Source organism: Citrobacter sp. Cpo030, from assembly GCF_030333005.1.
Lineage (GTDB): Bacteria > Pseudomonadota > Gammaproteobacteria > Enterobacterales > Enterobacteriaceae > Citrobacter > Citrobacter portucalensis.
The window spans coordinates 367,115-384,642 of record NZ_JAOWGT010000067.1 but is presented as its reverse complement, the minus strand read 5'-3'; the positions used below and the strand labels follow the sequence as shown (position 1 = coordinate 384,642).

Sequence of the window (17,528 nt, the reverse complement as noted above, 5' to 3'; positions counted from 1 at the left end):
GCTATATCCTCGCACGGTATAGCGCATCTCTGTTACTCAGGAACGCAGATAATCATGAGTGATCCACGCAGGATGCGTCGTGCCGTTGGTCTGCTTGCGGTGAGAGTCGGTGGGCATGCCGTCTGGGTCAGTGCGCTGATGTGCTGCGTGCTGCTGGCGGGGATTTCCATCGGCGAAACGCTGATCCCCTGGCGGCATGTGCTCAGTACGCTGGCAAATCATCTTTTTGATACCCACTATCCTGTCGATGCGCTGGATGCTGGGATCGTCTGGAACTATCGCCTGACCCGAGCGCTGGTCTCTGCCAGTTGCGGTGCCTGCCTGGCTGTTTCCGGCGTAGTGTTACAGTCGTTGCTACGCAATGCACTCGCCGAACCTTATCTACTGGGGATTTCTGCCGGAGCATCCACCGGAGCGGTGCTGATTGCTCTCACCGGGCTTGGGGCCGGCATTATCAGCATGTCATTGGGGGCTTTCATTGGCGCGCTAACGGCATTTATGTTCGTTGTACTATTGGCAATGGCTGCTGGCGGTAGACAAGGCGGCGGTGTGACAACCCAAATCATTCTTGCCGGCATCGCCAGCTCGCAGCTTTTCAATGCAATTACGTCGCTAATCATCACCCGCTCAGCAAATGCCGAGCAAGCGCGCGGAATTATGTTCTGGTTGTTAGGTAATTTGAGCGGTGTACGCTGGCCCGATGTTGTCTTAGCCATTCCTACCGCTCTGGTCGGTATTGCGCTGTGCTTTTGTTATGCCCGCCATCTCGACGCCTTCTCCTTTGGCGCTGAGTCTGCAGCATCGTTGGGCATTCCAGTAAAACGTACCCGTGCAGTACTGATTGCCGCCGTCACCGGCATGACGGCAATTATGGTCTCCATCGTTGGTGCGATCGGCTTTGTCGGTCTGGTTATCCCGCATGCCGCTCGTCTGCTGGTCGGCAACCAGCATCATCGACTGCTGCCAGTCAGTGCGCTTACCGGCGCGATTTTCCTCATTATCGCAGATGTTATTTCCCGCACGTTACTCCCCGGTCAGGTTCTACCAATAGGCGTGATCACCGCTCTGGTTGGCGCCCCTGCGTTTTCAATCATTCTGATTAGAGGAAACCAGAACAAATGACGGTGAATCTCGTATCCCCCCTTGTGAACTCTGCACAAGCCGTTATTGAAGCCTGTAATCTGCGATGGAAGGTAAAAGGCAAGACGATTGTTGATGATATTTCACTCAGCGTAACGCCTGGTGAGTTTGTCGGCATCATAGGTCCCAACGGCTCGGGCAAAACGTCACTGATTTCACTGCTGGCCGGTTTATTGAAGCCGACTTCCGGGCATATCACTCTGCAGCAAAAGGCGCTCCAGCATTATTCGCGGCGTCATCTTGCGCAACAGGTGGCGCTGGTCGAACAACAGGCTGAAACCAGCGAGCGTCTTACTGCTTTACAAGCCGTTTCTCTGGGGCGAACCCCCTGGCTTAGCATGCTCTCCCCCTGGTCCGCCAAAGATGACGATATTGTGCAAACTATGCTGGAAAAGGTCGATCTCAGTGAATTACAGCATCGCTGCTGGCATACCTTTTCAGGGGGAGAAAAACAGCGCCTGCATATCGCACGGGCGCTGGCGCAACAACCACAGTTGTTGCTGATGGATGAACCCACCAACCACCTCGACATTCAACATCAGATTGGCCTGTTGAGTCTGGTTAAACGTGAAAAGCTCACGGTGATTGCCGCTCTGCACGATCTTAATCATGCCGCGATGTTCTGCGATCGCGTCATCGTCATGACGTCCGGACATATGGCGATGCAGGGGAAACCTTGCGCCGTTTTTACCCGCGAAAACCTCCACTCCTGGTTTGGAATCGACGCCATCATTGAAAAGGATGCGGGTGGTGAAAATTGTTTTATTCGTTATCAACGGCCTGATGAATTTTAAGGAAGAATCAATGAAATACCTCAAACAGAGTCTGCAAATTTTGTGTTTACTCGCTTTCACCTCTTCAGCCTTCGCACAAACTCACGAAGTGTTGATGAAAAATCGAGGGGCTGGGGGACCAATGGTCTATGAACCAGATTATCTGGAGATCCAGCCAGGGGATACGGTGAAATTTATCCGTAAACATAAGAGCCACAACGCGGCGTCAATCGCTGAATTGTCTCCAGCTGGCTATCCTGGATTTATGGGAAAAATAGATGAGGAGATCGAAGTTACTTATGACAATGCCGGGTTTTACGGCATCAAATGTACACCGCATTACGCTCAGGGCATGGTGATGCTCATTAAGGTTGGAGATGCCTCGTTACCAGAAAGCTACCGCGCGTTCAAAGCGCCGGGTATTGCTGACAAGCGCTTTCAGGAAATTTACGCGCGTATCGACAAACGTTAATCCGCGATACTCAGGGAGGTATACGAGGTGGCAGATAATAAACTTCCAGATGGCGAAATCCAGGAACAGCGTAGGGAATGCCTGTGTAAACTGACTAAATTTGTCGGTGCCGCAGGCGTCGCGGCTGCCGTCTGGCCGCTGGTTTCGGCCTTGGGCCCGGATGAAAAAACGCTTGGGGAAAATGAACCGATTGATGTCTCTCTTGCAGGTGTTGCTGCTGGACAAACAGTCAGACGTGTATGGCAAGGAAGGTTGATTCTTATACACCATCGCACCCCGGATGAAATTATTACTGCCAGAAGTGCCGATCTGGATACGCTTATCGACCCACAGCCAGACAGCGCCAGGGTCTCTGCAGCCCATCCTCAATGGCTGGTGGTTCAAGGTTATTGCCCACATGCCGGGTGTGTACCCAACGCCCGACCGGGGGGGATGGGTTGGATCTGTCCGTGCCACGGTTCAGAGTTTGATACCTCCGGGCGCGTGACGCGCGGGCCCGCAACTGCCAACCTGGCAATCCCAGACTACGTTATTCATTCCGATGGGCAGGTCGTGCGTATTGGCACGAAGGAAGTCTGAAATGAGGAATGAGCTTGTCTATTCGCTTCGCGGGCGTATCCCCTTCCCTCGCTCTGTTGCTGGACTCTGGGTATTTGCAATCGGCGCTATCCTGCTAATTATGCTCGGGGTGCAGATCTTTACGGGTATCGTGCTGGCGATGTTTTACGTGCCGACAGCTGAGCTGGCATTTGACTCCATTATTCATATTATGCGCGCGGTTCGCCATGGAGAGCTGTTACGCAACATGCATGCTATTGGCGCGTCGCTCTTTTTCTTTGCCTGCTATCTGCATATTTTTCGTGGTATGTACTACAACGTTTACCGCAAGCCCTGGACGACAATGTGGATGGTTAGCGTCACGCTGTATATCCTGCTGATGATGACCGCGTTTCTTGGTTATAGCCTTATCTGGGGGCAAAAAAGCTACTGGGCGGCAACGGTCATTACCCGCTTTGCCCAGGCTATTCCGTGGGTAGGGGATACGCTTTACGCATATTTAGTCGGCAGCCATACGCCGGGTACGCCGATGCTTGGCCGCTTTTTTGTTATCCACTTTATTCTTCCCTTTGTGATTGTCGTCGCCACGGTTATCCATATACGTACCGTACAGTCGGCGTTTGCCCAGGCGATGAAAAAGAAGTTTAGTGAGAAAGAGTCCAGGAGTCTGTTGTTCGATTACAAAATTACCGATCTCGATGCTATCAAAATTACTCTTTTTTTGATGGTTTTCGCCTGGTTTTTATTCTTCGCGCCGCACTATCTGAGCAGCGCCGACAACTTTATTACTGCGGACCCAACGATTACACCCGCGATTGTTGCGCCAGAATGGTATTTCCTTCCCTTCTTCTCTATCTTGCGCTGCTTCCCGAATGAATTCGTGGGGCTAGTCGCGATGTGCGGCTCAATACTGATTTTCTATTTTCTACCCTGGCTTGATACTTCCCGGGCTCGTTTTCGCCATTACAGCAAACTGGTTAAGTGCGGATTCTGGCTATGGGTTATTAATGCCTGCTTTTTAGGCTGGTTAGGGTCGAAAGCGCTGGTAGGCCCGGACCTTTTTGATGGCTTTCGTAATGAAGAGGGCTGGATCCGTGCCGCATCCCAGCTTTCGACACTGATTTGGTTTGCCTGGTTTTTAATCGTCTTACCTTGCCGTCGTTTTTTGGAAAAACAGGATTGAGGATGAAACAACTATTGAAATTCAGCGTCCTGTTCTTTTCTCTGTTGGGGCTGGGTTCCTCATATGCGCAGGAAGCCACGCCTGAACGCCAGGAATGGAGCTTCAGTGGTATTACCGGTCAATATGATAAGGAACAGCTTAGACGTGGTCTGCAGGTTTATGAAGAGAAGTGTCGCGCTTGTCACGGCATGAAACACCTTACCTTTCGGACGTTGACCAGGCCCGGTGGTCTGGAACTCACGGTTGAAGAAGCAAGAAGTATCGCCAGCGGCTATCAGTTTCCTGCGATTCAGGATGACGGCCAGATAGGTGAGCGCGACGGTACGCTAAATGACAGCTTTATATCACCATATCTAAACGACCGGGAAGCAAGATACCTTAACAATGGCGCTGAACCCGTTGACCTGAGCTATATCGTCCGTGCCCGTTCATACGATCGCGGATTCCCACAATTTTTGTTAGATGCTTTTTTGCCCTACACGGACCAGGGGGCAGATTACGTTTACGCGCTGCTAACCGGCTATCTGCCTGCCGATCCCGAACTGAAGGCTAATCGCTATTTTCCTGGGGGTGTGATTAACATGCCAAAACCGCTGACGAGTGGGGAGATCCAATGGAGCCCGGCGTCGAAAAAAGCTGAAACTGAGGAGCAATACGCCAGGGATGTTACCGCCTTTCTGGCATGGGCTGCCGACCCGGCGCTCTCTGAACGAAAGCAACAGGGAAATTACGTTATGGGCTATCTGGCTATTATGCTGGGCTTGCTATGGATAGCACGACGAATGAAGAGACGTTCGCTCATGTAGGTCTTGCGAGGCCGGGGATTACTCAGTTCACCAGCATTCAACCGGTCAGGTGCGCAGTTGCCCTTGCGCGAGTAAGACGAGCAAAGGAAGGCAAAATATAAACCGAGCAAAATGAAAAAACCCCAAGCTATTTTATAGCTTGGGGTTTATGTTTGGCGGAAGCGTAGAGATTCGAACTCTAGAACCCTTTCGGGTCGCCGGTTTTCAAGACCGGTGCCTTCAACCGCTCGGCCACGCTTCCAATGAGGCGCACTATAAACATCCCGAACGGACCTGTAAAGCACCAATGTGTTCGTTTGCCTAAAAAACAGCCAAAAAGTTGTTAATCGACTGAAATAACAACAGATTGACCATTTATTCAACACGAATACCGGCTATAGCGCTTAATGTTTTTTGATGTACATATCTTTGGTGTAGTAATTTCCCCGGTTATCCGGCGCAAATCCCCCCACCCACGGCTTCACGAGATGCGTGCGGACATAGTGGTAAACCGGAATCGCTGGCACATCCTCACCTAAAAGGTCTTCAGCCTGCTGATAGTATTTGCCTCGTTCTTCCAGCGAAGTTGCTTTCGCCGCATTACGCATCGCTTCATCAAAGGCGGGATTGCTGTACTTGGTGGTATTCTCGCTATCACCGGTACGGAAAATATTGAGGAAACTTGAGGCATCATCATAGTCGGCTATCCACGCATAGCGCACGACGTCAAAATTACCGGTGTGCATAGTGTCCAGCATGGTTTTCCATTCCTGGTTTTGCAGCTTCGCCTCGACGCCAAGGTTTTTCTTCCACATCGACGATGCGGCAATCGCAATACGCTGGTGCGTTTCGAAGGTGTTATAGAGCAGATTCAAGCTAAGCGGATGCTCAGGACCAAAACCGGCTTCAGCCAGCAGTTTTTTGGCTTCAGCAATACGTTTTTCAAGCGGCCATGACGCATACTCCGGCGCATGCAGTTTCACCCCACCTATTTCCGGCTGGCTGATAACCCACGCTGCTCGCTGCCCCTGTCCCATTACCTTTTGCGCAATGATGTCTTTATCCAACGCCATATTCAGTGCCCGGCGCACGCGCGGATCATTAAACGGTGCGCGGGTTGTATTGAACTGATAGTAATACGTTGAAAGCTGGGGCGAGACATGCAGTTCATCCCCCATCGTTTTTTTCAGTTGCGCGAACTGATTGACCGGTACGCTATACACAATGTCGATTTCACCGGCCTTATAGCGATTTACGTCAGCCGACTCTGAGCTGATAGGCAAATAAGTAACTTTATTAATAACCGTATGCCGATCGTCCCAGTAATGTGGATTACGCTCGGCAACGATGCGCTCATTGACCACCCATTGCGATAGTTTGTACGCCCCGCTGCTGACAAAATGCTCTGGCCGGGTCCACTTATCGCCAAAACGACCTATCAACACTTTATCCAGCGGGACCAGAGATGGATGCGCCAGCATCGCCAGAAACGCCGCCGTCGGTTGCGTCAGGGTAATTTCCAGCGTGGTATCATCCAGGGCTTTGACCCCTAGTGTAGTGGGATCTTTATTCCCTTGGGCAATATCAACCGCGTTCGCAACGTGCATGTTGCCCAGATACGAAGCATAAGGTGAAGCCGTTTGCGGCGAAACCAGACGCTGCCAGCTCCAGACGACATCCTGTGCGGTAATAGCAGATCCATCTGACCAGGTTATGCCCGAGCGTAAATGGAAGGTCCAGACAGTGTTGTCTTTATTCTCCCAGGATGCGGCTAGACGGGGTTCGATAGACCCATCCTGCTTAACAGCCACCAGACCGTCGAACATATCGCTGATTAAATTAAACTCAACGTTGCTTTCGACTTTATGCGGATCCAGCGATGCCGGCTCACTACCGTTGTTTCTGACCAGTTCCTGCTTTTCTGCAAGTAATGTTCCTGCTGGAACATTTGCCGCCCTCACCGCGCCGTTTATAGACATCAAACAGACAGCCAACAGCGTAAACGTCAATATCTTCGATTTATGTTGAATCATTCCCTTTACCTTATTGCTCTGTTTTATGTAGACACCGCTGTCACTGTCAGAGAGATTCAGGAATAACGCAATATTTTTCAGTTACCTGGTAGATAGTGATCTGACATTTTTGCACATACAGTGCTAACATCTAATTCGGGAACTTTTGTTGAAATAATATGCTTAAGTCTGGCGGGTTAAAATGCGTAAAGATGGGTAAAACCGCTGTGTCATTCCCCTTGATTTCATTATCCTCCATCATTAATTACATCTGTCATAAGAGAGTGACTCATGGATCGTATTATTAGTTCTTCGCGCGAGCGTACATCGCTACTCAGCACGCATAAGGTGCTGCGCAATACCTATTTCCTGCTCAGCCTGACGCTGGCGTTTTCAGCGATCACTGCAACCGCCAGTACCGTACTGATGTTACCTTCTCCGGGACTTATCCTGACGCTGGTGGGTATGTATGGTCTGATGTTCCTGACCTACAAAACGGCAGATAAGCCGGTTGGTATTTTGTCAGCGTTCGCTTTCACTGGCTTCCTGGGCTACATCCTGGGACCAATGCTGAATACATACCTGTCTGCAGGCATGGGTGATGTTATCGCCATGGCGCTGGGCGGTACGGCGCTGGTCTTCTTCAGCTGCTCGGCCTATGTGCTGACCACGCGTAAAGATATGTCCTTCCTCGGCGGTATGCTGATGGCGGGTGTTGTGGTGGTGTTGATTGGTATGGTTGCAAATATCTTCCTGCAACTGCCGGCATTACATCTGGCAATCAGCGCGGTGTTCATTCTGATTTCTTCAGGCGCAATCCTGTTTGAAACCAGCAATATCATCCGCGGCGGTGAAACCAACTATATTCGTGCCACCGTTAGCCTGTATGTTTCGCTGTACAACATCTTCGTCAGCCTGCTGAGTATTCTGGGCTTCGCCAGCCGCGATTAAGATGTCCACAAGCATTATCCAGCCCCGCTTATGCGGGGCTTTCTTTTTTGGTAAACTGCCGCCAGTTTGACTAACGCAGTGACGAATTATGTTGATCTTTGAAGGTAAAGAAATCAGTACCGATAGCGAAGGCTATCTGAAAGATACCACGCTGTGGAGCGAGGCGCTGGCGGAGAGAATCGCCGAAAACGAAGGCATTACGCTCTCCGCGGAACACTGGGAAGTGGTGCGTTTTGTCCGCGAGTTTTATCTGGAGTTTAATACCTCCCCCGCTATCCGCATGCTGGTAAAAGCGATGGCCAACAAGTTTGGCGAAGAGAAAGGCAACAGCCGTTATCTCTACCGCCTGTTCCCGAAAGGTCCGGCCAAGCAGGCGACTAAAATTGCCGGCCTGCCGAAACCGGTGAAATGTATTTAATAGCGGATACTAAATCCTTTTAGCTCGTCGCCAGGACGATGTGGTTCACTGAGAACCCGATCAACCCTGGCGCTGCTCGGCCCCCCGGCTTTCAACCACTTCATCAGTTGTTCTACCCGGTTGCTTTCACCGCAGGCGACAACCTCTACGCTGCCGTCATCCATATTCTTCGCGTAGCCGGTCAACCCCAGCCGTTGTGCTTCATGCTGGGTGGTGTAGCGAAATCCTACCCCCTGAACCCGGCCATAGACCCAGGCGATTATGCAGACTTTCGACAATGCGGTTCTCCTTATCATCACAGCGTGCGTTGCAAATATGCGAAAAACTCAGGACAATGGCGCCCATTTCTTTGAATTGACAGAATAGTAAATTATGAGTGTACGTTTAGTGTTAGCCAAAGGGCGCGAAAAATCATTACTTCGCCGCCATCCGTGGGTATTTTCCGGTGCTGTCGCCCGTATGGAAGGTAAAGCCAACCTCGGTGAAACCATCGATATTGTTGACCATCAGGGTAAATGGTTAGCACGCGGCGCGTACTCACCCGCGTCGCAGATCCGTGCACGCGTCTGGACATTCGACAAGTCTGAGTCCATCGATATTGATTTCTTCACCCGTCGTCTGCAGCAGGCGCAGACATGGCGTGACTGGCTGGCGAAAAAAGACGGTCTGGACAGTTACCGTCTGATCGCCGGAGAATCCGATGGCCTGCCGGGCATCACCATTGACCGCTTCGGCAACTTCCTGGTGTTGCAGTTGCTCAGTGCGGGGGCTGAATACCAACGCGCCGCGCTGATTAGCGCTCTGCAAATTGTTTTCCCGGACTGCGCCATTTATGACCGTAGCGATGTGGCCGTACGTAAAAAAGAAGGTATGGAGCTGACTCAAGGGCCAGTAACGGGTGAGCTTCCGCCAGCCCTGCTGCCAATTGAAGAGCACGGAATGAAGCTGCTGGTTGATATTCAGCATGGTCACAAAACCGGCTATTACCTCGATCAACGCGACAGCCGCCTGGCCACGCGTCGTTATGTGGAAAATCAGCGTGTGCTGAACTGTTTCTCTTATACCGGCGGCTTTGCGGTCTCAGCATTAATGGGCGGATGCCGTCAGGTCGTCAGCGTTGACACCTCTCAGGAAGCGCTCGATATTGCCCGCCAGAACGTGGAACTGAACAAGCTGGATCTGAGCAAAGCTGAGTTCGTGCGTGATGATGTGTTCAAACTTCTGCGTGCTTATCGCGATCGTGGTGAGAAATTCGACGTCATCGTTATGGATCCGCCGAAATTTGTCGAAAACAAAAGCCAGTTGATGGGCGCCTGCCGCGGCTATAAGGACATCAATATGCTGGCTATTCAGTTGCTCAATCCGGGCGGTGTGCTGCTGACTTTCTCCTGCTCTGGGCTAATGACCACCGATTTATTTCAGAAAATCATCGCTGATGCCGCAATAGATGCTGGTCGTGATGTACAATTTATAGAGCAGTTCCGTCAGGCCGCCGATCACCCGGTGATCGCTACCTACCCGGAAGGGCTGTATCTGAAAGGGTTTGCCTGTCGCATCATGTAACTTGAAAAGTGGAATATTACCCTTACATAAAGGGTATCTATTTCCCGGGAGGTGACTATGATTGCCAGCAAATTCGGTATCGGCCAGCAGGTCCGCCATTCCCTGTTAGGTTACCTCGGAGTGGTCGTGGATATCGACCCGGAATATTCGCTTGATCAACCGTCAGCCGATGAGTTGGCGGTTAACGACGAACTTCGCGCCGCTCCCTGGTATCACGTGGTGATGGAAGACGATAATGGTCTGCCAGTGCATACATATCTGGCCGAAGCACAACTGAGTAGTGAGCTACAGGAAGAACATCCGGAGCAACCGTCGATGGATGAACTGGCGCGAACAATTCGAAAACAGCTCCAGGCCCCGCGCCTGCGCAATTGATGCTAAAACAGACCCGATGGCGATTCGCTAATCGGGCCTGTGCGTTTTGTTCGGCTACAGATCAGTCTTACTTCGCCAGTCCCAACCGCGGGATCTCAATCGCCGGGCAGCGATCCATCACCACCGTCATCCCTGCATCGCGAGCCAGCACGGCTGCCTGCTCGTTAATCACGCCGAGCTGCATCCATAGGGTCTTCGCGCCGATGGCAATTGCCTCCTGAGCAACACCCCACGCCGCTTCAGAATTACGGAAGACATCTACCATATCCACTTTCTCTGGTACATCTGCCAGCGTCGCATAGCCCTGCTGCCCCAGCAGCGTTTTTCCAGCAACCTTCGGTGAAACAGGAATAACGTGATAGCCCTGATCGAGTAAATATTTCATCACCCGATAGCTTGGACGATCGGGTTTATCGCTTGCCCCCACCAGTGCAATCGTGCGGGTTGTTGTCAAAATGCCAGCAATATCGGTCTCTTTCATCGTTTTCCTCCAGGCTGTTAGCAAAGTGTACGACAAACCTGACTTTGCAACCATTCATCCCATACTGGCGCATGAGAGCTAAACTCAAAAATATGTCTATATGTTAGTAAACATGATTATCGAAAAATTTAGATACATCTTATACAGATATTTTCTGGACAGGAGAAACCTATGAAAGCCGGCATTGTGACAGCCTTGATTGCCCTATGTTTGCCGGCAACCGTTTTTGCTACCTCTTTACGTCTGTCCAATGATATTGACCTTCTGGTACTGGACGGAAAAAAAGTCTCCAGCTCATTACTGCGTGGTGCCGACAGTATTGAGCTGGAAAATGGTCGGCACCAGCTCGTGTTTCGCGTAGAAAAAACCATTCGCCTGTCCAGCCACGAAGAACGTCTGTATATTTCGCCTCCGTTGGTCATCAGCTTTGATACCCAACTCGTCAGTCAGGTTAATTTCCACCTCCCACGTCTGAGCAACGAGCGGGATGCAACGCATTTTGATGATGCCCCGCGCGTAGAACTGCTGGATGGGGATTCCATGCCTATACCGGTTAAGCTGGATATTCTGTCAATCACGTCCACCGCAAAAATCGTAGATTATGAAATGGAAACAGAGCGCTATAACAAAGCGGCTAAGCATGCATCTTTACCGCAATTTGCCACAATGATGGCCGATGACAGTTCGCTGCTTTCCGGGGTGTCTGAACTGGATCGCGTGCCGCCTCAGTCGCAAACACTGACCGAGCAGCGCTTAAAATATTGGTTTCAACAGGCTGACGCACAAACGCGAAGTAACTTCTTACAATGGGCGGAGAAACAACCCCCATCGTGACATTTATGTTCGTATACGCATTTTTTTTGTCTTTCTCTTGCAGCGTCAAGTGCTTCCAGTACTCTGTAACAAGGTTAACTTGGGAGCTGTACTATGGAATTAACGACTCGCACATTGCCAGCGCAGAAACATATTGCGTTGGTCGCACACGATCACTGCAAAAAGATGTTGATGAGCTGGGTTGAACGCCACCAGCCATTACTGGAAAAACACGTTCTGTATGCTACAGGAACAACAGGAAACTTAATTCAACGCGCGACAGGAATGGACGTCAACGCCATGCTGAGCGGCCCAATGGGGGGTGACCAGCAGGTAGGTGCGCTGATTTCAGAAGGGAAAATTGATGTGCTGATTTTCTTCTGGGATCCGCTCAACGCCGTTCCCCACGATCCTGATGTCAAAGCCCTGCTACGCCTGGCCACGGTCTGGAACATTCCAGTCGCCACTAACGTGTCAACCGCTGATTTTATTATCCAGTCGCCAAACTTCAACGACGCAACGGATATCTTGATCCCGGATTACGCCCGTTATCTGGCAGAACGTCTCAAATAAGCGCTAAGCAGGCGGTAATTACCGCCTGCTTTTCAGGGTTTCCGGGTCACCGGAACGTCTAATTGCTTAAGCTCATCAACAAAGCATGATGGCGCGTCTTTGCTAAACAGTAGCCATACCCGATGCCGCGCACGCGTTAGCGCCACATACAGCAACCGTCTCTCTTCTGCATCAGGAAAATCTTCAACAGCCGGGAGTAACGCCTCTTCCATAATCGACTCACGAGCCGGAGCCGGGAAACCGTCATTCCCTTCATGAAGCCCCATAACAATGACGTAATCCGCCTGCTGCCCTTTGCTGGCATGAATAGTCATAAAATCCAGCTGCAGCTTGGGCCAGCGGGTGGCCGCTTTGTCCAGGCTGGCAGGTTTGAGATGATGGTATCGCGCCAGCACCAGAATTCTCTCTTCGGCTTTCACAAAACCCGACAGCTTATCCAGCAACAGATCTAACTGGCTTTCGTCGAGCAACGTGACGGCTTTTTTATCACCGGTCGCCAGACTGTTCAGCGGTTTTTTGAGCTGGTGTGGGTTTTGCTGGATAAACTGGTTTGCGACTTCGCCAATACGGCTATTAAAACGGTAAGTCGTATCCAGATTACAGCTATCGCCCTCACCAAAATTTTGCTGAAATGCGGTTGTCAGAGAAAGCTGTGCTCCGCTGAACCGGTAAATGGCCTGCCAGTCATCTCCCACGGCAAACAGCGTAGTCTGCGAGTTTTGCTTACGCAAGGCGGCTAACAGGGCGGCGCGCTGAGGGGAAATATCCTGAAATTCATCGACCAGAATATGTTTCCACGGACTGATAAACCGCCCCTTCTCCAGAATGACAATAGCCTGATGGATCAACCCGGAGAAATCGACGGCATTCTCATCCTTCAGGGCACTCTTCCAGGCCTTGAGCAGCGGCGCCATTAGCTTTATGCGTTTACTGAACAGATCACGGATCTCCTCCGGAGCATTAGCAATCATCTCCGCCTGCGCTCCGCCATGCATTCGCATCAAACTAACCCAGCGATCCAACCGGGAAGCCAGACGACGCTGTAATTTTTCGTCATCCCAGAAGTTACCTTCGGGTACAGACCACTGCATTTCTTCTTCTAACCATTGTCGCCAGCCTTTAGCCTGAGCCTTTTTCTCACTGCACTGCTGACGCCAGGTTGTTATAAAGAGTTTGTTGCGCGCGATAGCATCATTTTCCAGTCTGCTCACCGTTGGAACTTTTTTGCTACCTTGCGAAATAATGTGCAACGCCAGTGCATGGAACGTCCGCGCGGTGACCTCATCCGTATGCAGACGCTCACGAATGCGGTCATCCATCTCCTGGGCTGCTTTGCGTCCAAACGCCAGCAACAGGATCTGTTCTGGTGCGGCTTCTCCTCGTGCAAGCAACCAACCCGCCCGGGCAACCAACACAGATGTTTTACCGCTTCCAGCACCTGCAAGTACCAACAATGATTGCTCACCGTTCACCACCGCGCGCGCCTGAGCAGGGTTCAACGGCGAAGATTCAACATGCTGGAAAAACTCGTCATACTCTTCCAGCATTGCATCGGTGTACGCCTGATTGTGCTGTAAGCGGCAGGCTTCAATGTCTTTCAGCCATGCCTGGCATTGACGTAACGCCTCCCGGCAATTTTCAAATTCTTCCAGCCGATTAACCGGGAGCGGTAACGCGGCAAAGGCACGGCGAATCTGCTGCTGCAGCCCTGACGTTTGTTCGCGCGTCAGCCATTTACTTTCACTAGTACGCGCCGCTATCGCATCTAACTGCTGCTGTAAAACCCCCGCAGCAACGTCACTCATTTCCTGGCTCCACTGTTGCCAGAGTGCATTCAAATGATGATGGAAGCGCTGGGTTTCCGCCCACTCTGTACCGTGAAGACGAACCACCTTCTCATCCGGGAGTACAAACTCCAGCTCGCCCCATACCAGGCCGCGTTTGCAATGAATAGCCAGTAACTGATTGAAGGGAATAAGATACTCGTGACGATCGCCGGAAACTTTAATCCCGGCATTGAGAATAACGGCCCGATCGTAAGGGTGTTGTGCCAGACGTTTTCCAAGAGAAGTTGCTTTCAGTTCCATAAGACTCAAGCGGATCCACACGAAGAGGTTTGCTTATCAGTGTAACCGCCAGAGAAAACGTGCTCCAGCCCAAAAAAACGTTACAATTGCCGAATTCACAGAAAACCAGAGTTAACCGAGGGTTTATGCGTACTGTTCTGAATATTTTAAATTTTGTGCTTGGGGGGTTCGCCACCACCCTTGCCTGGTTACTGGCAACGCTGGTCAGTGTCGTGCTTATTTTTACTTTACCCTTGACCCGTTCATGCTGGGAGATAACCCGACTTTCGCTGTTTCCCTATGGTAACGAAGCGATTCATGTCGATGAACTGAATCCGGCCGGTAAAAGCGTCCTGTTAAATACCGGCGGCACCGTGCTCAATATTTTCTGGCTGATTTTCTTCGGCTGGTGGTTGTGCCTGATGCACATTATCTCTGGTATTGCCCAGTGCATAACGATTATTGGTATTCCGGTTGGCATTGCAAACTTTAAAATCGCTGCCATTGCGCTCTGGCCGGTGGGTCGCCGTGTGGTTTCAGTAGAAGTTGCCCGTGCAGCGCGTGAAGCCAATGCGCGTCGTCGTTTTGAATAATCAGGACCGATGGCCTTTATGTTAAGTCCTCTGCTCAAACGCTATACCTGGAACAGCACATGGCTGTACTACGTGCGGATTTTTATCGCGCTATGCGGCACAACAGCGCTGCCCTGGTGGCTGGGCGATGTCAAGCTGACCATCCCGCTCACGCTGGGCATGGTCGCTGCCGCACTTACCGATCTGGACGATCGTCTCGCAGGCCGACTGCGCAATTTAATCATCACACTGGTGTGCTTTTTTATTGCCTCAGCCTCCGTTGAACTGCTCTTCCCATGGCCATGGCTGTTTGCTATTGGGTTAACGCTTTCCACCAGCGGCTTTATTCTGCTGGGGGGATTAGGCCAGCGCTATGCAACTATTGCTTTTGGTGCATTGCTGATCGCCATTTACACGATGCTGGGCACCTCGCTTTACGATCAGTGGTATCAACAACCAATCCTGCTGCTCGCTGGCGCTATCTGGTATAACCTGCTGACGCTCACCGGACATCTTCTGTTCCCCATCCGCCCCTTACAGGACAATCTGGCACGCAGCTACGAACAGTTAGCGCACTACCTGGAACTGAAGTCGCGTCTTTTTGACCCCGACATAGAAGATGAAAGCCAGGCACCGTTGTATGATTTAGCTCTCGCGAATGGCCAACTGATGGCAACGCTGAATCAGACTAAAGTGTCGCTGCTGACCCGCCTGCGCGGTGACCGTGGACAACGGGGAACACGTCGCACGCTACATTACTATTTTGTGGCGCAGGATATTCATGAACGCGCAAGCTCCTCACATATTCAGTATCAAACGCTACGCGATCATTTCCGTCACAGCGATGTGATGTTCCGTTTCCAGCGGTTGATGTCGATGCAAGGGCAAGCCTGTTCACAATTATCTCGCTGTATTTTATTGCGCACGCCTTACCAGCACGATCCGCACTTTGAGCGAGCCTTCACCCATATAGATGCTGCACTTGAGCGCATGCGCGCCAGTGGTGAACCTGCCGACCTGCTCAATACGCTGGGTTTTTTACTGTCAAACCTACGGGCAATCGACGCGCAGCTTGCTACCATCGAATCCGAACAGGCTCAGGTACTCTCGCGCAATGAGTCTGAAAATCAGCTTGCCGATGACAGTCCCCATGGATTCAGTGATATCTGGTTACGTCTGAGCCGTAATTTCACCCCTGAGTCTGCTCTGTTTCGCCATGCCGTTCGCATGTCGTTAGTACTCTGTGTTGGTTATGCCATTATCCAGATAACCGGCATGAATCACGGATACTGGATCTTGCTGACCAGCCTGTTTGTCTGTCAGCCAAACTACAACGCCACCCGACATCGCCTGGCGCTCAGGATTATCGGCACGTTGGTTGGGATTGCCATTGGTTTACCGATCCTGTGGTTTGTGCCCTCTCTCGAGGGGCAACTGATACTCCTGGTGATCACTGGCGTACTGTTTTTTGCCTTTCGCAACGTCCAGTATGCGCATGCCACCATGTTTATCACGCTGCTGGTGTTACTGTGCTTTAACCTGCTCGGCGAAGGTTTTGAGGTTGCGCTGCCGCGTGTCATCGATACGCTAATTGGCTGTGCTATCGCCTGGGCTGCTGTCAGTTTCATCTGGCCAGACTGGCGTTTTCGTAACCTACCACGGGTAATTGAACGGGCGACTGACGCTAACTGCCGCTACCTTGATGCAATTCTCGAACAATATCATCAGGGTCGTGATAATCGTCTGGCCTACCGTATCGCTCGCCGTGATGCGCATAATCGTGATGCTGAACTCGCCTCCGTGGTATCAAACATGTCGAGCGAGCCGGATGTCACGGCCCAAACCCGCGAAACGGCGTTCCGTTTACTGTGTCTCAACCATACGTTTACCAGCTATATTTCTGCGCTAGGCGCACATCGCGAACAGTTGACCAATCCAGACGTTTTGGCATTGCTGGATGACGCTGTTTGCTATGTTGATGATGCCCTTCACCATCAACCCGCTGACGAGCAGCGTGTATACCAGGCGTTAGAAGGGCTGAAGCAGCGAATTCAGCACCTGGAACCCCGCCCGGACAGCAAAGAGCCGCTGGTCGTTCAGCAAGTTGGGCTATTGATCGCTCTGCTCCCGGAGATCCGGCGATTACAGCAGCAAATTGACGTGCTGCCGTCTAATACCCCGGTTCCGGCGTAAGAGAACTTACCCACTCAACCAGCTCCTGGCGACGCGTCGCCGGGAGTGCGGCTTCATGTATCCCCCCTACCGCGCCTTCAAGGGCATAGAGTACTTTTACCGTCAGAGCCGGGTTATTTTGCCGAAGTTTCAGCCAGCACATTTGTGCTCCCAACGATCGCATGGTCCCCTCATCTTTAATTCCAGCTTCATTCAGCAGGGTCTCCAGATGAAACGTCATATTCGGCAATTCCCGCAGACGATGCTGGGCAAAGCGACTTTGTTTCTCCTTAACCGCAGCATCCAACGAATATCGCGATAACGACACCAGCTGCTGCTGGTTTTGCCACAGGGCATCGTTCACCTGGTAATAATTAAGTACAAGAGGACGTCCGCGCTTAATAAATGTCAGCCAGACAGGAGAATTTTGTACACAATACTGGGCGCTCTGCTCACAGGCGCGAAGATACAGCTCACCATTAGCGACCATGGCAAAGACCGTATCGCCAACCGTCAGACTGTAGCCACCAAACAGTGAGCGATAGTGAATTGTCCCCAGAGAAGCCAGATATTCCTGCGATTTATAGATCCTTGCATAAGAAAGCTCTTTCATAAAAATCC

General features: G+C 51.4%; 19 protein-coding genes and 1 tRNA gene. 14 read left to right on the top strand and 6 right to left on the bottom strand.

All coding sequences use genetic code 11. From position 1 onward, the window contains the following. The first annotated feature begins 54 nt into the window (after positions 1–54). From OGY37_RS14835 to OGY37_RS14810, 6 genes are read left to right on the top strand one after another with little or no spacing between them, the layout of a single operon-like run. Entirely contained in the window at positions 55–1,122 is a 1,068-nt protein-coding gene (locus OGY37_RS14835) for a FecCD family ABC transporter permease (protein WP_286621107.1), read from the top strand. Then, the gene (locus OGY37_RS14830) at positions 1,119–1,934 is read left to right on the top strand and encodes an ABC transporter ATP-binding protein (RefSeq protein WP_003832021.1); all 816 of its coding nucleotides are present in this window, start codon (positions 1,119–1,121) and stop codon (positions 1,932–1,934) included. Before OGY37_RS14835 ends, OGY37_RS14830 begins: the two co-directional genes overlap by 4 nt. 10 nt (positions 1,935–1,944) lie before the next feature. After that, positions 1,945–2,385, top strand: a complete 441-nt coding sequence (locus OGY37_RS14825; RefSeq protein ID WP_353622292.1) for a pseudoazurin — start codon at positions 1,945–1,947, stop codon at positions 2,383–2,385. A 27-nt stretch (positions 2,386–2,412) separates the two neighbouring features. Beyond that, positions 2,413–2,964 carry a ubiquinol-cytochrome c reductase iron-sulfur subunit gene (gene petA / locus OGY37_RS14820; protein ID WP_126318544.1) on the top strand — a complete coding sequence of 184 codons (552 nt, stop codon included), beginning with the start codon at positions 2,413–2,415 and terminating at the stop codon, positions 2,962–2,964. A 1-nt stretch (position 2,965) separates the two neighbouring features. Next, positions 2,966–4,126, top strand: coding sequence for a cytochrome b (locus OGY37_RS14815; RefSeq protein ID WP_286554234.1), 1,161 nt, complete (start codon positions 2,966–2,968; stop codon positions 4,124–4,126). 2 nt (positions 4,127–4,128) lie between these two features. Then, entirely contained in the window at positions 4,129–4,932 is an 804-nt protein-coding gene (locus OGY37_RS14810) for a cytochrome c1 (protein WP_003832014.1), read from the top strand. Positions 4,933–5,085: 153 nt separating this feature from the next. Here OGY37_RS14810 and OGY37_RS14805 read toward each other — a convergent pair. Together OGY37_RS14805 and OGY37_RS14800 are read right to left on the bottom strand one after the other, a co-directional pair. Continuing rightward, a tRNA-Ser gene (locus tag OGY37_RS14805) sits at positions 5,086–5,173 on the bottom strand. Between the two features lie 142 nt (positions 5,174–5,315). After that, complete coding sequence (locus tag OGY37_RS14800) at positions 5,316–6,944, bottom strand: ABC transporter substrate-binding protein (protein ID WP_286621103.1); 1,629 nt, start codon at positions 6,942–6,944, stop codon at positions 5,316–5,318. Between the two features lie 270 nt (positions 6,945–7,214). Here OGY37_RS14800 and yccA point away from each other — a divergent pair, with 270 nt between their 5' ends. Together yccA and tusE are read left to right on the top strand one after the other, a co-directional pair. Continuing rightward, positions 7,215–7,874 carry an FtsH protease modulator YccA gene (gene yccA, locus OGY37_RS14795; protein WP_008784297.1) on the top strand — a complete coding sequence of 220 codons (660 nt, stop codon included), beginning with the start codon at positions 7,215–7,217 and terminating at the stop codon, positions 7,872–7,874. 88 nt (positions 7,875–7,962) lie between these two features. Beyond that, on the top strand, positions 7,963–8,292 hold the full coding sequence (tusE, locus tag OGY37_RS14790; protein WP_008784296.1) for a sulfurtransferase TusE: 330 nt from the start codon (positions 7,963–7,965) through the stop codon (positions 8,290–8,292). Here tusE and yccX read toward each other — a convergent pair. Further along, positions 8,289–8,570 (bottom strand): acylphosphatase, encoded by a 282-nt coding sequence (yccX, locus tag OGY37_RS14785; protein ID WP_003832008.1) that lies wholly within the window; start codon positions 8,568–8,570, stop codon positions 8,289–8,291. The genes tusE and yccX overlap by 4 nt on opposite strands. Before the next feature lie 94 nt (positions 8,571–8,664). On the opposite strand from yccX, the gene rlmI reads away from it, so the two are divergent. Beyond that, positions 8,665–9,855, top strand: coding sequence for a 23S rRNA (cytosine(1962)-C(5))-methyltransferase RlmI (rlmI, locus tag OGY37_RS14780; RefSeq protein ID WP_008784294.1), 1,191 nt, complete (start codon positions 8,665–8,667; stop codon positions 9,853–9,855). Positions 9,856–9,912: 57 nt separating this feature from the next. Continuing rightward, positions 9,913–10,230 carry a heat shock protein HspQ gene (gene hspQ / locus OGY37_RS14775; RefSeq protein WP_003035905.1) on the top strand — a complete coding sequence of 106 codons (318 nt, stop codon included), beginning with the start codon at positions 9,913–9,915 and terminating at the stop codon, positions 10,228–10,230. A 67-nt stretch (positions 10,231–10,297) separates the two neighbouring features. Here the strand turns inward: hspQ and OGY37_RS14770 are convergent, their stop codons facing one another. Next, on the bottom strand, positions 10,298–10,711 hold the full coding sequence (locus OGY37_RS14770) for a CoA-binding protein (RefSeq protein ID WP_032942909.1): 414 nt from the start codon (positions 10,709–10,711) through the stop codon (positions 10,298–10,300). A gap of 171 nt (positions 10,712–10,882) precedes the next feature. Between OGY37_RS14770 and csgI the strand changes: the two genes are divergently transcribed. Both csgI and mgsA read left to right on the top strand, forming a co-directional pair. Then, on the top strand, positions 10,883–11,545 hold the full coding sequence (csgI, locus tag OGY37_RS14765) for a curli synthesis inhibitor (RefSeq protein ID WP_008784291.1): 663 nt from the start codon (positions 10,883–10,885) through the stop codon (positions 11,543–11,545). A 93-nt stretch (positions 11,546–11,638) separates the two neighbouring features. After that, positions 11,639–12,097: a methylglyoxal synthase gene (gene mgsA / locus OGY37_RS14760; protein WP_003035897.1), complete on the top strand. Its 459-nt coding sequence runs from the start codon at positions 11,639–11,641 to the stop codon at positions 12,095–12,097. Positions 12,098–12,129: 32 nt separating this feature from the next. Here mgsA and helD read toward each other — a convergent pair whose 3' ends face one another. Then, on the bottom strand, positions 12,130–14,184 hold the full coding sequence (helD, locus tag OGY37_RS14755; RefSeq protein WP_149281423.1) for a DNA helicase IV: 2,055 nt from the start codon (positions 14,182–14,184) through the stop codon (positions 12,130–12,132). Between the two features lie 125 nt (positions 14,185–14,309). Here helD and OGY37_RS14750 point away from each other — a divergent pair, with 125 nt between their 5' ends. Next, positions 14,310–14,756, top strand: a complete 447-nt coding sequence (locus OGY37_RS14750) for a YccF domain-containing protein (protein ID WP_003831998.1) — start codon at positions 14,310–14,312, stop codon at positions 14,754–14,756. 18 nt (positions 14,757–14,774) lie between these two features. Beyond that, entirely contained in the window at positions 14,775–16,928 is a 2,154-nt protein-coding gene (gene yccS, locus OGY37_RS14745) for a YccS family putative transporter (RefSeq protein ID WP_003831997.1), read from the top strand. On the opposite strand, the gene OGY37_RS14740 is transcribed toward yccS, so the two are convergent. Continuing rightward, entirely contained in the window at positions 16,906–17,520 is a 615-nt protein-coding gene (locus tag OGY37_RS14740) for a TfoX/Sxy family DNA transformation protein (RefSeq protein WP_003831996.1), read from the bottom strand. The genes yccS and OGY37_RS14740 overlap by 23 nt on opposite strands. Positions 17,521–17,528: the final 8 nt, after the last annotated feature.

What these genes read in the sequence shown, in the direction of transcription:
- OGY37_RS14835 (WP_286621107.1), top strand. Translation starts at nt 55, where the DNA reads ATGAGTGATCCACGCAGGATGCGTCGTGCCGTTGGTCTGCTTGCGGTG.
- OGY37_RS14830 (WP_003832021.1), top strand. Translation starts at nt 1,119, where the DNA reads ATGACGGTGAATCTCGTATCCCCCCTTGTGAACTCTGCACAAGCCGTT.
- OGY37_RS14825 (WP_353622292.1), top strand. Translation starts at nt 1,945, where the DNA reads ATGAAATACCTCAAACAGAGTCTGCAAATTTTGTGTTTACTCGCTTTC.
- OGY37_RS14815 (WP_286554234.1), top strand. Translation starts at nt 2,966, where the DNA reads ATGAGGAATGAGCTTGTCTATTCGCTTCGCGGGCGTATCCCCTTCCCT.
- OGY37_RS14810 (WP_003832014.1), top strand. Translation starts at nt 4,129, where the DNA reads ATGAAACAACTATTGAAATTCAGCGTCCTGTTCTTTTCTCTGTTGGGG.
- OGY37_RS14800 (WP_286621103.1), bottom strand. Translation starts at nt 6,944, where the DNA reads ATGATTCAACATAAATCGAAGATATTGACGTTTACGCTGTTGGCTGTC.
- yccA (WP_008784297.1), top strand. Translation starts at nt 7,215, where the DNA reads ATGGATCGTATTATTAGTTCTTCGCGCGAGCGTACATCGCTACTCAGC.
- tusE (WP_008784296.1), top strand. Translation starts at nt 7,963, where the DNA reads ATGTTGATCTTTGAAGGTAAAGAAATCAGTACCGATAGCGAAGGCTAT.
- rlmI (WP_008784294.1), top strand. Translation starts at nt 8,665, where the DNA reads ATGAGTGTACGTTTAGTGTTAGCCAAAGGGCGCGAAAAATCATTACTT.
- hspQ (WP_003035905.1), top strand. Translation starts at nt 9,913, where the DNA reads ATGATTGCCAGCAAATTCGGTATCGGCCAGCAGGTCCGCCATTCCCTG.
- OGY37_RS14770 (WP_032942909.1), bottom strand. Translation starts at nt 10,711, where the DNA reads ATGAAAGAGACCGATATTGCTGGCATTTTGACAACAACCCGCACGATT.
- csgI (WP_008784291.1), top strand. Translation starts at nt 10,883, where the DNA reads ATGAAAGCCGGCATTGTGACAGCCTTGATTGCCCTATGTTTGCCGGCA.
- mgsA (WP_003035897.1), top strand. Translation starts at nt 11,639, where the DNA reads ATGGAATTAACGACTCGCACATTGCCAGCGCAGAAACATATTGCGTTG.
- helD (WP_149281423.1), bottom strand. Translation starts at nt 14,184, where the DNA reads ATGGAACTGAAAGCAACTTCTCTTGGAAAACGTCTGGCACAACACCCT.
- OGY37_RS14750 (WP_003831998.1), top strand. Translation starts at nt 14,310, where the DNA reads ATGCGTACTGTTCTGAATATTTTAAATTTTGTGCTTGGGGGGTTCGCC.
- yccS (WP_003831997.1), top strand. Translation starts at nt 14,775, where the DNA reads ATGTTAAGTCCTCTGCTCAAACGCTATACCTGGAACAGCACATGGCTG.
- OGY37_RS14740 (WP_003831996.1), bottom strand. Translation starts at nt 17,520, where the DNA reads ATGAAAGAGCTTTCTTATGCAAGGATCTATAAATCGCAGGAATATCTG.